General features: G+C 58.1%; 8 protein-coding genes and 1 pseudogene. 3 read left to right on the top strand and 6 right to left on the bottom strand.

Going from position 1 to position 13,688, the window contains the following annotated elements; translation table 11 throughout:
- Positions 1–2 precede the first annotated feature (2 nt).
- From dnaK to HMPREF2651_RS06410, 4 genes are all read right to left on the bottom strand, one after another.
- Positions 3–1,844, bottom strand: coding sequence for a molecular chaperone DnaK (gene dnaK / locus HMPREF2651_RS06425; protein WP_038626797.1), 1,842 nt, complete (start codon positions 1,842–1,844; stop codon positions 3–5).
- A gap of 855 nt (positions 1,845–2,699) precedes the next feature.
- Positions 2,700–5,279 carry a helix-turn-helix transcriptional regulator gene (locus HMPREF2651_RS11115; protein WP_049181759.1) on the bottom strand — a complete coding sequence of 860 codons (2,580 nt, stop codon included), beginning with the start codon at positions 5,277–5,279 and terminating at the stop codon, positions 2,700–2,702.
- 290 nt (positions 5,280–5,569) lie between these two features.
- Positions 5,570–5,896, bottom strand: a complete 327-nt coding sequence (locus HMPREF2651_RS06415; RefSeq protein WP_048734443.1) for a DUF4282 domain-containing protein — start codon at positions 5,894–5,896, stop codon at positions 5,570–5,572.
- A gap of 380 nt (positions 5,897–6,276) precedes the next feature.
- Complete coding sequence (locus HMPREF2651_RS06410; protein ID WP_049181762.1) at positions 6,277–7,041, bottom strand: cyclase family protein; 765 nt, start codon at positions 7,039–7,041, stop codon at positions 6,277–6,279.
- Positions 7,042–7,288: 247 nt separating this feature from the next.
- Here HMPREF2651_RS06410 and HMPREF2651_RS06405 point away from each other — a divergent pair, with 247 nt between their 5' ends.
- Entirely contained in the window at positions 7,289–8,065 is a 777-nt protein-coding gene (locus HMPREF2651_RS06405; RefSeq protein WP_038626800.1) for an enoyl-CoA hydratase, read from the top strand.
- Between the two features lie 260 nt (positions 8,066–8,325).
- On the opposite strand, the pseudogene HMPREF2651_RS06400 reads toward HMPREF2651_RS06405, so the two are convergent.
- Positions 8,326–8,556, bottom strand: a pseudogene (locus tag HMPREF2651_RS06400) (AMP-dependent synthetase); the annotation flags it as partial.
- On the opposite strand from HMPREF2651_RS06400, the gene HMPREF2651_RS10975 reads away from it, so the two are divergent.
- On the top strand, positions 8,522–8,920 hold the full coding sequence (locus HMPREF2651_RS10975) for an NAD(P)-binding domain-containing protein (RefSeq protein WP_070586005.1): 399 nt from the start codon (positions 8,522–8,524) through the stop codon (positions 8,918–8,920). The pseudogene HMPREF2651_RS06400 and the gene HMPREF2651_RS10975 sit on opposite strands and share 35 nt — an antisense overlap.
- 22 nt (positions 8,921–8,942) lie before the next feature.
- Here HMPREF2651_RS10975 and adhP read toward each other — a convergent pair whose 3' ends face one another.
- A complete protein-coding gene (adhP, locus tag HMPREF2651_RS06390; RefSeq protein ID WP_049181765.1) occupies positions 8,943–10,004 on the bottom strand; it encodes an alcohol dehydrogenase AdhP in 1,062 nt (353 codons plus the stop codon).
- A gap of 373 nt (positions 10,005–10,377) precedes the next feature.
- Between adhP and HMPREF2651_RS06385 the strand changes: the two genes are divergently transcribed.
- Positions 10,378–13,629, top strand: coding sequence for a heterodisulfide reductase-related iron-sulfur binding cluster (locus tag HMPREF2651_RS06385; protein ID WP_049181768.1), 3,252 nt, complete (start codon positions 10,378–10,380; stop codon positions 13,627–13,629).
- The last annotated feature ends 59 nt before the right edge of the window (positions 13,630–13,688 follow it).

The raw sequence follows: 13,688 nt of genomic DNA, 5'->3' as shown, positions 1-13,688 counted from the left end.
TCTTACTTGTCCTTCTCATCCTCGTCGACGACCTCAGCGTCAACGACGTTGTCGTCAGCGTCAGCGGCCTCAGCACCCTCGGCTGCGGTTGCACCCTCAGCTGCCTGAGCCTCGTAGATAGCCTTACCCATCTCCTGGCTCTCAGTGGACAGCTTCTCGACGGCGGACTTGATGGCCTCGATGTCGGAGCCCTTCAGAGCCTCGTCGACTTCCTTGGCAGCCTCTTCAACGCGGTCGCGGATGTCCTGGGAGACCTTGTCCTCGTTCTCCGATGCGAACTTGCGGGTCTGGTAAGCCATGGACTCAGCCGAGTTGCGGACTTCCTGCTCCTCGCGGCGCTTCTTGTCCTCGTCAGCGTGCTTCTCAGCGTCCTTGATCATCTGGTCGATCTCCTCCTTGGAGAGGCCGGAGCCGTCCTGGATGGTGATCGTGTTTTCCTTACCAGTGCCCTTGTCCTTAGCGGTGACGTGGACAATGCCGTTGGCGTCGATGTCGAAGGTGACCTCAATCTGCGGGACACCACGCGGTGCCGGAGCGATTCCGCCCAGCTCGAAAGAGCCCAGCAGCTTGTTGGCAGCAGCCATCTCACGCTCACCCTGGAAGACCTGAATCTGAACGCTCGGCTGGTTGTCTTCAGCAGTGGTGAAGGTCTCCGAACGCTTGGTCGGGATAGTGGTGTTGCGCTCGATCAGCTTGGTCATGACACCGCCCTTGGTCTCAATACCCAGCGATAGCGGGGTAACGTCGAGCAGCAGCACGTCCTTGACCTCACCGCGCAGAACGCCGGCCTGCAGAGCAGCACCAACTGCGACAACCTCGTCCGGGTTAACGCCCTTGTTCGGCTCACGACCACCGGTCAGTTCCTTGACCAGCTCAGAGACTGCCGGCATACGGGTGGAGCCACCGACCAGCACAACGTGGTCAATGTCGGAAACCGCAACATCAGCATCAGCAATGACCTGCTGGAACGGCTTACGAGTGCGGTCAAGCAAATCGGAGGTGATGCGCTGGAACTCAGTACGGGACAGGGTCTCGTCCAGGAACAGCGGGTTCTTGTCAGCATCAACGGTGATGTACGGCAGGTTGATAGATGCCTGCTGCGAGGAGGACAGCTCAATCTTGGCCTTCTCAGCAGCCTCGCGCAGACGCTGCAGAGCCATCTTGTCCTTGGTCAGGTCAATGCCGTTGCTGGACTGGAACTTCTCAACCAACCAGTCAACGATGCGCTGATCCCAGTCATCGCCACCGAGCTTGTTGTCACCAGCAGTTGCGCGAACCTCAACAACACCATCGCCAATCTCCAGCAGGGAGACGTCGAAGGTACCGCCACCGAGGTCGAAGACCAGAATGGTCTGCTCCTTGTCGGACTTCTCCAGGCCGTAAGCAAGTGCAGCAGCAGTCGGCTCATTAACAATGCGCAGAACGTTCAGGCCAGCAATCTGACCTGCTTCCTTGGTTGCCTGACGCTCGGCGTCGTTGAAGTAAGCCGGAACGGTAATAACCGCATCAGTAACGTCGTCGCCCAGGTAAGACTCAGCGTCGCGCTTCAGCTTCATCAGCGTACGAGCGGAAATCTCCTGCGGGGTGTACTTCTTGTCATCAATCTCGATGTTCCAGTCAGTACCCATGTGGCGCTTGACCGAACGAATAGTGCGATCAACGTTGGTGACAGCCTGGTTCTTAGCGGACTGGCCAACCAGAACCTCACCATTCTTTGCAAATGCAACCACCGACGGAGTGGTGCGCGAACCCTCAGCGTTCGCAATCACCTGAGCCTCGCCGCCCTCGAGGACGGAGACACAGGAGTTCGTCGTACCCAAGTCAATACCAACAGCGCGTCCCATGATGAACACCTTTCTAGAAGAGTAAAAGAATTGCCCTTAAGTCTTACGCGCTCAAGTCTGCATTGCCGTAGAAAATCTGTCAAGCAAACTTGAGTGCGTCCGACTCAATGTTTGTCATGCTATGCAACGGACTATGGGGCAAAGTTATTCCCGCCCGACTCAACTTTTCTGGAAAGTTCTACATACTTGCAGTTCAGGGCCGCAAAATAATTTTTAGTAACTTGCCCCGGGAACTTTCCCGCAATACAAACCGACTAATCCCCTGACACATTGTGCAGCTACCGGCTCATCGGCAGCGCAGGGCTGGCCAACCCCAACCCCGCCCTTCCGAATCAGCTCTGGCGACTCCGCAATGCACGTCCGATTTTCCCCTGGCGGGGCAATCGAGCCAAGAATTCATCCCACATATTTGGGAGTTTTCCATGCCTCAAGAAAAGCATTCCCACATCCGCCTAGACCGCAGCCTCGCAGTTGCGTCGGCAAGCGTCGCGCTGACTCCCACCTTCCCAGCCGTTGCAACCGCACATGTTCACGCAACTCCCTCCTCAGCTCCAATCGGCGGGTACGCCGACCTGGCCTTCGGCGTTGGTCATGGCTGTGACGGTTCGCCGACGCGAAGGTGTCGACAGTTGAGGTGCCGGCGCTGCAGACCTGCGAAAAGGGGTCTATGAACTGGGTCGAAAAGAGCCACGATGATGACTACCCCGTTCCGACTGTGGACCTGGTCGAGAAGTCTGGGGGACGACGGACACGACCATGGGAACGGTCATCACGGCAGCAGCAGCCACGGCGACCACGATCACGGCACCGCTATCTCTGCCTCCGCTTCCACCTCGACCTCCCCTCTGTCCCGGCCTACCGCCCAATCCCAATTGACCAGGCAACGCGGATTGTCGCCGCATCGGCGGAACCACCCAGAGCCTCCTGCACCCGCTCATAGCTGTCGTCATCCATGTCGTCGGGAAGCGGGACCTCTATGGGACTGAACCAACGGTCCAAGGTGGAGCACATCTTAAACCTGTCGAGTCGGAATGTTCGCCAGTCGTCGCGGAGCTCATCCCATGCGAGCACGTAGGGACGGCCGAGCTCGACAATGCGCACCGGGCGGATAATCCGCGCTGTCGGCTCGTCGTTTCGGTCGCCATAGAGGATGGACAAGCAGCGCCTTTCTGCAATGCCGGCTCGAACCATGTCCACGTGCTGCTCAAATAAGTCCTCGCCGGTGAGGTAGTCGCGTACGGAGGGGTCGCTTGAGCCGGCACCGTAACCTTCGGGAAGCTCCTCCAAATAGTCCGACTCATCCATCTCTTGGGTGTCCAATAAAAGCATGATGGCATCCCCTCCTTCTGGCCATTCAACGCGCCAGTCGTCGGGGGCTGCCTCATAGAGGTTCACTAGACGAGTGTCGAATATGTCCGCCCGGCGGACGTTCAGGCCATTCGGTCCGGTAACCAGACTCGTCATCAAATCTGCGGTTGTGCACTTCTCGGAGGCATACGCATCAAACACAGCGTCCGTATTCAGCGCTACCTCCGGGTTCCTCCAGGACCTTTCGATATCCTCCACTACTCGCTTATCCATGCGCTTCAACGGAGACTCCGGGATTCGCGAGTAAATCGCCTCATCAAAGCAGTCGAGATCAACATTCTGCCCGCCGTAGTCAACCTGGCAGTGGTCGAAACGTCCAACCAACACCTTGCCGGGAAGATTTTGCAGCGCATACGCGACCTCGGCGCCATCATCCCCGTGTTCATCACAGAGCTCTTCAAGCCAATCAGGGCAGGGGAAGTAAATCAACGCCTCTCGGCCAATAAACCCGTGCACTGAAAGGAATCGACTCCCACTGAACGGGTTGCGGTGAATCTCGGGTGCCCACACGTATGATGCCGTGACTACCGCCTGCCCGTAAATAGGCAGGCCAGTATCCACTTCAGTATCGAGCAACTGCCCGAAGCTCGTCCCAGCAATGTCAGCCTTGGCGCAAAGCTGGCAATCCACAGCCGCATAGTGGTCGAGGGGGTCATGGTGTACGTCTGCACTGATTGCCCCACCCCACGACAGCGTGGGCAGAGACACCCCAAAAAGCACACGCCGCCATTCCGGCATCGTCTCAGTTCGAGCCGAAAGGCTCATCGTCGCCCGGGCATACCGCCCTTCGTCGCCCAAAATTTCTAGAAATCTGCTTGCCGACGCCCACTGCGCTCTCGCCGGTCGGTGCATCATCGACAACAGTGCTTCATTACCACTCGTGATAGAAAAACCGAGGCAACCGCCAATATCGGTCATGATGCGACCGAAGCTAAAATCCTCGTTGAACTCTTGGAAACTGGCGGCCAGCGGATAATTACTTGCCGACGGCACACCGACCTGCGACGGGAAACCTCCATCCAGCAATTCTCTGTCGATTGCGATGGGGAACTGTAAGCGCGATGCCCCAAAGCTGCCACGCCACTCCACCGGTAGGAAGTGCCCGGTAAACAGTGCTTTTCCAGAAACTATCGCGCCCACGGGGTACGGTTCGACCGCTTCAAAAGTGCCCGAAGCGAATGGGTGCGGTGCGCAACAGTGCAGCTCCTTCCCGTCTTTAAACCGCAGGATTAACTCCCAGAATTCCTTTTCAGTCATTCTGTTCTGATGCCGGGTGGCGCTGACAACAAGCCCGGTAATGTCTTCCTCCGGTCCGGTGAGCTCCGACAGATTCGTGCACTCCACCCCAGTCTCATCCTCGACTTCCTCGCATGAGTTGAACCCTTCTTCCCACAGCTGTGAGCGGAAGACTCGCACCGATGCGACGTCAAAAAGCGCGGTCAGCGCAAGATATCCAAGCTGGCCGATAGTGGACTTCAGGGGCACCTGTGGGAACTCGTCTTCCTCCATATATCCCTCCATCAGAGAGTCCACAATGGAGAACTCACCAGGTCCCTCGAATGGGTTGGATACGTGCAGGTGCGCGCCAAGGTTGAGCGGCACGTACTTCAGCGCAGCCTCAATCTCAGAAGAATCCTCAACTGTCGGTGAATCCACATCGAGCCACTGCAGGTCAACCTGCAAGGTGAAGGAATCAGACGTGGCATCATTGTCTTCATAGTTTTCGTCGAAGGGAATCAGCCCACCACTGTCGAAGAAACACTGCCCTAAATTGCCGCGTTCCTCTCCACCATCGACCGCCGCAACAAAGGTCAAAGCCTTATTTTCATGGGAAAAGAACCCGGGCACCACATTCAATACCCCCACGTTGACAGCCGCCCCCGATGCGTCCACCGCCATTCGGGCAAGAATCGGACGTCCGTCTTCGTCGTCTTGCAACGGCACCAAATCAACCTGCGTCACCTGGCCCCGACTAAAAGTCCCCTCCAACGTCGTGTACGCCCACGACCAGTCTTTGCTGGAAATATCGAAACCAACCGATGCACTGTAGCCCGCCGTATGAGCCATAGCTTGTCTCCTCTAATCCGTTGGGACTTTCGGCTGCTCATAGTGCCAGTCGCTTTACGACGACCGATACCCCAAGGTCTTCACGACCCGACCAGCGGTTATGCCCCCTCGAGCAATGACACCTGCATCATATAATTAGGCCCGGATTGAGTTAGGCGGAACTTTTGACGTATTCGAAAACCGTTCGAAGGCGCCATTTCCACACACTAAATACAAAAGTCGAGCTAGGACTTCTACTTAGCTCTTCCAAGCAGAAGTTCTAGCTCGACGTTAGTCAGCAACTTAAGAGGCTATCTACCTGCATTAGCCTCACGAATGGCTGCAGTATTCTGCGCGATTCGAATCACGGCAATCATACCTTCAAGCCCCAACCGGACTGCGACGATTTGGAGTAGAGCAGGAATCCAGCCAAACAACAGGATGCCAAAACCAGCCAGGAAACCGGCACCAACATCTTCGCCCATCCCGGAAAAACCTGCGATGACGAAGAAGAAATAAATCAACGCGGCAATTGCGATATTGATGATGTAGATGAACTTGGCAAACTGAATGGTGATGAAGCTGGAAAAGCTGAAATCGAAAAGCGCCTGGAAAAACCCACGCGATTCTGCTTTCACCGTTGCTGCCTGAAATCCAGCTGACTGCCCATACTGGCTGTTAGACCCGGTTTGGTACCCATTGCCAGCTCCAGCTGCACCCGGGGTGCCCGCATTATTGTTAGTTCCGTAGTTGTAGTTACCCTGCTGCGCCCAGGTGTCGTACGACTGTCCTCCGGTTCCGGCGCTATTCGCCGATTCGCTGTACGGGTTGTTCTGGCTGTCACCGCTGCTGCTGTGATTTCCAGTGTTGTAGCTGTCGTTGTTGTAATCAGACGGGTTCTAATCGGTCATCAGATGTTTTTCCTTTCCTATCCGCCCACCCGTTTACCGAGCTGGCCCCTGCCTGCATTTCACCACATGCAGAGCTGTTTTATCTGAGAATCTAAAGATAGATGAGACTACGCTGGCAAAACTGCAAAAACTCTAGCCGGGAAGCCTGTCCCATCCTTTGGCTTCGGCCAGGATGCAACGACGAGAGCCCCTGTTTCTGGCACCTGGTCGAGTCCTGCCAGCAGCTCAATCTGCCAGCGGTCACGCCCTAATAGATAGAGCTCCGTCGGCAAGCTTCCACCGTGAGCCACGATGCCAGGGTCCGTATCAGTGGTCTCATGCCCAATCGCCACAATGCCACGGTTGTCTATCAACCATTCGACAACCTCAACGTTCCATCCTGGATAATGGGTCACGCCCTCTTCATCCGCATTGGCCATTGCCTCAGCGTCAGGCCATCGCTTTGACCAATCACTGCGAAATGCGACGAACGCACCGTCCGGGATAGAGCCATTGCGCTCCTCCCACGCTTCCACATCAGCAATCGAAGGAGAGAAATCATTATCCCGAGCGACTTCAGTAGTGAAATCTAGGACGACCAAAGGCAGAATCATCTGCTCGACGCCAATATTGTCAAGAGTTCTCGTCTCTTGGACGAAATGCACAGGCGGATCCACATGCGTACCCCACTGGCCAACAAATTGGTATTGGTCGATTTCAAATCCATGCTCAGCAACGGTGAAAAGCCGTGTTCGCTGTTCGTCGGGAAGCGCCGGGAATTTCGGCTGACCGGCGTGAAACGCGTGCGTCAAATCAACATAGGTGTGGTTTTCCCGAAGCTTGCGAGCAATGTTCCATAGTTCGTGCGTATTTGCGATGTTCTCGTTTGACATAAGGCAAAGTATATAGACAAAGCTGTCTAGTTGGCCAACATAACTACCGACACATCGAGCACCAAAAGACACCAACTCGCCCTACACGGCATCCATCAGCCCAAACAGCCTGACGACACCCGCCACCCCAGGTACCCTCGCACACAGGAAAGACTTTTCAATCCGCAGCCAAATTCTTCAGATTATGAAGTGCTGGGCTACGCATCCGGCTTTCACCAAAAATTAAGCCATCACGAAGGAGCATTTGATGACCACCTACGAAAACATCCTTACCGAAACCCGCGGTCGCGTCGGCATTATTACCCTGAACCGCCCGAAGGCGCTGAACGCCCTCAATCACAAGACCATGGAAGAGATCGGTGCAGCAGCCACCGCTTTCGACAGCGATGCAGGCATTGGCGCGATTATCATCACCGGCTCCGAGAAGGCGTTTGCCGCAGGTGCGGACATTAAGGAGATGGCGGACAAGTCCGGAACCGAGATGTACATCTCCGATTGGTTCGCACGTTGGGATGTTCTGACTTCCGTCCGCACTCCAGTTATCGCCGCCGTTAACGGCTACGCCCTGGGCGGTGGCTGCGAGGTCGCCATGATGGCGGACTTCATCATCGCTGGCGCTAAAGCCAAGTTCGGTCAACCTGAGGTTAACCTCGGCATCTCTCCGGGTATGGGCGGCTCGCAGCGTCTCACCCGCGCAATCGGCAAGGCTAAGGCAATGGAGATGTGCCTCACCGGCCGCATGATGGGCGCCGAAGAAGCCGAGTGCGCAGGCCTGGTCGCCCGCGTCGTCGAGCCGGAGGCGCTTCTCGACGAGGCCCTGAAGGTCGCCGACACCATTGCGTCGAAGTCACTGGTTGCCACTACCCAGATTAAGGAACAGATTAACCAGGCCTACGAAATGACGCTGTCGCAGGGACTGCTCTTTGAGCGTCGCACCTTCCACTCCCTATTCTCCTCCAATGACCAGAAGGAAGGCATGGCCGCTTTCACCGAAAAGCGTGAGGCAAACTTCACCAATTCCTAAGAGTGCGCGGGGGCGCGGGGGCGCAGGCGTGTGCGTGCAGGAGGTGCGGGGTGTGTGCGCGGTAAATGTCGGCGCGAACGCCCACCAGCGCACCACACGCACGTTTTTGCCAGCTTTTTGTAGGAAGTAGCGCCGAATTCGCGGTTACTTCCTACAAAAAGCTGGCAAAAACATTTCAAGGGGGGGGAGGCAAAGCCGCACCGGGGCCAAGACCGCCCAGGGAGGGGCCGACGCTGACCGCCGACCTCCCGCCTACCGCCCTACCCCTTCAGACCGGGGAAGTCAGTGTCCGCGTACTCGGTCGAGGCCTTGGACTCGCCGCCATCACTGGCGTGGATCTCACCTTCGCGTTTACGCAGGTCAACACGGCGAATTTTGCCGGACACCGTCTTCGGCAGTTCGTAGAACTCAAGGCGGCGAATCCTCTTGTACGGCGCCAGATTGTCGTGGCAGTACTTGAGGATCGACTCCGCCACCTCAGCGGACGGCTCGGCGGACGCCACCAACCCCTGGGAGGCCACCGGAACCAACTCCGCAGAGTCCGTAACAACGGCGGACCTCGCCAAGCGATCCCCAGGGGCCCACATCGCCAAGACGCTAAACCACGTCTCCTATGAAGAACTGATTAGCGACTACCGAACCCCGGAAGAGATCGCCGAGGGCGCACCGCGCCGAGCAATCGCGGTCAGGTCGACTGACCCGGCGGCCCTCGAGGCCGCACGAGCAACAGTCGAAGCCTTCGGATTTGAACCCGTGCCCGTTGACGTGAGCGTCGGCAAGCGATTTAGGCCCGACGGCGACCTTTTCGGAGTGTGGCTATCTGCAGATCAGATGAGGCAGGCGGTCGAGGAATAGAAGCGCCAACTAACTCCTGGGGCTAGTAGCGAATGGCCATGCGACCATCGATCTTGCCCTGGCGCATCAGCTCGAAGACGTCATTAATCTCATGCAGCGAGCACTCCTTAACGGTCGGCTTGACCAGCCCGCGGGCGTAGAAGTCGAGAGCCTCGGCCATATCCTGGCGCGTGCCGACAAGTGAACCACGAATAGTGAGATTGCGGAAGACAATGTCGAACACACTCGCCGGGAACTCCCCCGGCGGAAGGCCATTGAAGACAATGGTTCCATCGCGGCGCGCCATACCAAGAGCCTGGCCGAACGCATCCCTATGGACAGCAGTGACCAGAATGCCGTGAGCTCCACCATCGGTATAGGCCTGAACCGCCTGGACCGGATCCTCATCCTTGGCGTTTACCACGAACTCGGCACCCCACTCCTTTGCGTGGTCGAGTTTGTCTTCCGCGATATCCACGGCGATTACACGCATACCCATCGCCTTGGCGTACTGGACCGCCAAATGCCCCAATCCACCGACGCCGGAGACCACCATAAACTGACCCGGCTTCGTCTCGGAAACCTTGAGGCCCTTATATACAGTCACGCCGGCGCAGAGAATCGGCGCAGCCTCCAGATAGTCCACGCCCTCCGGTATGCGAGCGGCATACCGCGTGTCGACCAGCATGTACTCGCCAAAGGAACCGTCCTGGGTATAGCCGCCATACTCGGCGTCGTTGCACTGAGTCTCACGACCGGTCCGGCAGTACTCACAGTCACCACACGCGGACCACAGCCATGCATTGCCGACAATGTCACCCACGCTGACCGAATGCTTTCCAGGACCGAGCTCGATCACCTCACCGATTCCCTCATGCCCCGGAATGAAGGGCGGCTCCGGCTTCACCGGCCAGTCCCCCTCTGTCGCATGCAAGTCAGTGTGGCAGACGCCGGAGGCAATCAATTTCACGAGCGCCTGATTCAGCCCCGGCTTTGGCAGATCGACGTCGCGAACATTGAGGTTTGGCCCGAATTCATCAACAACTGCGGCAGTGAACTGGGAGGACTGCCCAGAACGGACACGGACTGGCTGCACGGAGGTCATGATCAATCAACTCCTTGACTGGTCGGAAAATAACTGACGTGCAACCCCACGCTTTTTGAAAACGGTTTGCATTAGAATATTTCGTTTCGTTTGTAAAACTATGGGGCGCAAAAGTCGGCATACAGTGACGCACGCCACACTGTAAACCCTTATTTTTCTAATGAAACATATTTAGAGCATGATCAGCGGACGGAATTAAGAAACCCATTCGTTGCGAAAATCGCCGAAAACGCGCAGGTTACACCGCATAGCCATGATTTCAGCACTAATTACGGCGTTAGTTATGTACACGTCCTTGGCTCGTGATAGAACTCACAAGAGAACTATTTTCACTCAGCCATCACCCTGGCTGAGCCAGCCTAGAAGGAACATTATGAGCGTGCTCAACCTCGCCGCGGCGACGGCTGACACGGCGATTCCGGAATCTACCGGATTCACCGTCGCAGTCGGCGTTATTGGCGTCCTGTTGTCCCTGCCCTGCTGGTTCATCTTTATCAAGGGATTCACCCATATGGTGAAGACCATCATGGTGGGCCAAAAGACATACGGTCACACCGGTGAATGGGGAACCCGTATTTGGACCATGATCCGAGAGATCGTCGGTCACACCAAGATGGCCAAGAAACCCGGCGTTGCTGTGGCTCACTGGTTCGTCATGGTGGGCTTCCTCCTCGGCTCCCTGGTGTGGTTCGAGGCGTACATTCAGACCTTCTGGCCAGCCGGTGGTTGGCCAGTCCTCAGGAATCTGACCGCCTGGCACTTCATCGACGAACTGCTCGGCCTGGGCACCACCCTGGGCATCCTGACACTGATCCTCGTCCGCCAGACCAACCTGGGCAAGGAGCGCCTGAGCCGCTTCTACGGCTCCAACGCCAAGGCTGCCTACTTCGTAGAGGCTGTCGTCCTCATCGAGGGCCTGGGCATGATGTTCGTCAAGGCTGCCAAGCTGGCTACCTACGGCGACCACGGTCACACTGGCGCCGAGGTCTGGAACTGGGCGAACTTCGTCACCGGTGGTATCGCACAGATTCTGCCGGCCTCCGAAGTCATGGTGTCCATCTTCGCGCTGATTAAGCTGCTGTCCGGTATGGTCTGGCTCTTCGTTGTTGGCCGCAACCTGACTTGGGGTGTCGCATGGCACCGCTTCCTGGCATTCGCCAACATCCTGCTCAAGCGCAACGCTGATGGCTACAACGCCCTCGCTGGCGCTAAGCCGATGACCTCTAACGGCGAGATTTTGAACCTGGAAGAAGCTGACCCAGAAGTTGACTCCATGGGTACCGGTGTGGTCACCGACCACTCCTGGAAGGCTCTGCTGGACTTCACCTCTTGTACTGAGTGTGGTCGCTGCCAGGAGCAGTGCCCGGCATGGAACACTTCCAAGCCACTGTCCCCGAAGCTGCTGGTTAACCAGCTGCGTGACCACGCTTACGCTTCCGCCCCGTACCTGCTGGCTGGCGAGACCATCGAAACCGCTCGCGAGGGCGAAGGCGCTGGCGCCGCACTGCTGACCAAGCCGCTGGTTGGCGACGGCGACGAGGGCATCATCGACCAGGATGTCCTGTGGTCCTGTACCAACTGTGGTGCCTGTGTCGAGCAGTGCCCGGTTGACATTGAGCACATCGACCACATCGTCGATATGCGCCGCTACCAGGTTCTGGTTGAGTCGGACTTCCCGACCGAGCTGGCTGGCCTGTTCAAGAACCTCGAGACCAAGGGCAACCCGTGGGGCCAGAACGCTTCCACTCGTGCCGACTGGATCAACGAGGTCCGCAAGGAAGGCGTCGTCGTCCCGATTTGGGGCGAGGATGTCGAGAGCTTCGACGACACCGAGTACCTGTTCTGGGTCGGTTGTGCCGGTGCTTACGACGACAATGCGAAGAAGACCACCAAGGCTGTTGCGGAGATGCTTTACACCGCCGGTGTGAAGTACGCTGTGCTCTCCCAGGCTGAGGGTTGTACTGGTGATTCCGCTCGCCGCGCTGGTAACGAGTTCCTCTTCCAGATGCTGGCTGAGCAGAACATCGAACAGCTCGATGAGGTCTTCGACGGTGTCCCACCGAAGCAGCGCAAGATTGTCGTCACCTGTGCGCACTGCTTCAACACCTTCAAGAACGAGTACCCAGAGCTGGGCGGGCAGTACGAAGTTGTCCACCACACCCAGCTGCTAAATAAGCTGGTTCGCGCTAACCGTCTGCAGCCGGTTGCTTCCGGCCAGGGCCGCCAGGTCACCTACCACGACCCATGCTTCCTGGGCCGCCACAACAAGGTATTCGAGGCTCCGCGTGAGCTGATTGGCGCGTCCGGCGCTAACCTCGTCGAAATGCCTCGTAATAAGAACACCGGCTTCTGCTGTGGTGCTGGTGGCGCGCGTATGTGGATGGAAGAGACCATCGGTCAGCGCATCAACGTGAACCGCACCGAAGAGGCTGTCGGAACCGGTGCTGAGGCAATTGCCATCGGCTGCCCGTTCTGTAAGACGATGATGAACGATGGCGTCAACAACGTCATCGAGGACGACGAGAAGAAGCCGGAGGTCCTGGACATCGCCCAGATGCTCCGTGACTCCGTGAAGGTCGACGGCGAGCTGCCGCAGGCACGCGAACCGGAGTGGATTGAGCAGCCAGAGCGTGGCTGGGTCGATCCGAAGAAGGCTGAAGAGGAAGAGCGCCTGCGCCTCGAGGAAGAGGACGCTAAGCGCAAGAAGGCTGAGGCTGCCGAGAAGAAGAAGGCAGAGAAGGCTGCTGCCGGCGCTGGTGCCGCAGCTGCTGGTGCTGCTGCAGGCGCTGCCACCAAGGGCGGCGCTCCGACCCCGGGTGGTGCCAAGAAGGGCGCTCCAGCTCCAGGTGGCGCACCGAAGCCAGGCGGAGCAAAGGCCGGCGCACCGACCCCAGGCGGCGCCAAGAAGGGCGCTCCAGCTCCAGGTGGCGCCAAGTCCGGTGCCCCAACTCCGGGTGGCGCGAAGAAGGGTGCCCCGACCCCAGGTGGCGCGAAGAAGGGCGCCCCGACCCCAGGTGGCGCGAAGAAGGGTGCTCCGGTTCCGGGCGGCGCCAAGGCTGCTAAGCCGGCCACGCAGGCAGAGCCAGCAGCTGCGGAAACCGAAGCTCCGGCTGAGACCCCGAAGGCAACCAAGGGCGCACCGATTCCGGGTGGCGCACGCAAGGGCGCCCCTGTCCCAGGTGGCGCTAAGAAGGCAGCTCCAGCCGCCAAGCCGAAGGCCGAGGAAGCTACTCCTGCCGAGGACACCGCTGCCGAGGTAGCGGCCACCGAGTCCAAGCAGCCAGCAGCTGAGCAGCCGAAGACCGCATCCGGTGTTCCGGTTCCGGGCGGCGCACGTAAGGGTGCTCCGATTCCGGGTGGCGCACGCAAGGCCAAGCCAGTCGCTAGCGCCCCTGCCCCGGCAGTCGAGGAAACCGAGACTCAGGAAGCATCTGCCCAGCCAGAGGCGGAGCAGGCTCCGGAACAGCCAGAGGTTACCGAAGAGCAGGCGACGGAAGAAGCCACCTCCACCGAGCAGGCTGCTGATGCTCCTGCCGAGGAGACGCAGGCACCGTCGGCAAGCGCTAAGAACCTTCCGCGCAACCAGCACGGAGTTCCGCTGCCAGGATCGGCGCGACGTAAGTAACGCTCCCTAAATAAGCGAGAATCCGCCCGAGAGGTTATTCTTCCCGGGCGGATTTTTTG

Origin of the sequence: Corynebacterium sp. HMSC063A05, assembly GCF_001809695.1 — a bacterium.
Taxonomy (GTDB): Bacteria; Actinomycetota; Actinomycetes; order Mycobacteriales; family Mycobacteriaceae; genus Corynebacterium; species Corynebacterium amycolatum.
This window is presented reverse-complemented; position numbering and strand designations above follow the sequence as displayed.

Bases quoted from the DNA above. Each gene is read 5' to 3' on its own strand.
- dnaK (WP_038626797.1), bottom strand. From the start codon at position 1,844: ATGGGACGCGCTGTTGGTATTGACTTGGGTACGACGAACTCCTGTGTC.
- HMPREF2651_RS11115 (WP_049181759.1), bottom strand. From the start codon at position 5,279: ATGGCTCATACGGCGGGCTACAGTGCATCGGTTGGTTTCGATATTTCC.
- HMPREF2651_RS06410 (WP_049181762.1), bottom strand. From the start codon at position 7,041: ATGTCAAACGAGAACATCGCAAATACGCACGAACTATGGAACATTGCT.
- HMPREF2651_RS06405 (WP_038626800.1), top strand. From the start codon at position 7,289: ATGACCACCTACGAAAACATCCTTACCGAAACCCGCGGTCGCGTCGGC.
- adhP (WP_049181765.1), bottom strand. From the start codon at position 10,004: ATGACCTCCGTGCAGCCAGTCCGTGTCCGTTCTGGGCAGTCCTCCCAG.
- HMPREF2651_RS06385 (WP_049181768.1), top strand. From the start codon at position 10,378: ATGAGCGTGCTCAACCTCGCCGCGGCGACGGCTGACACGGCGATTCCG.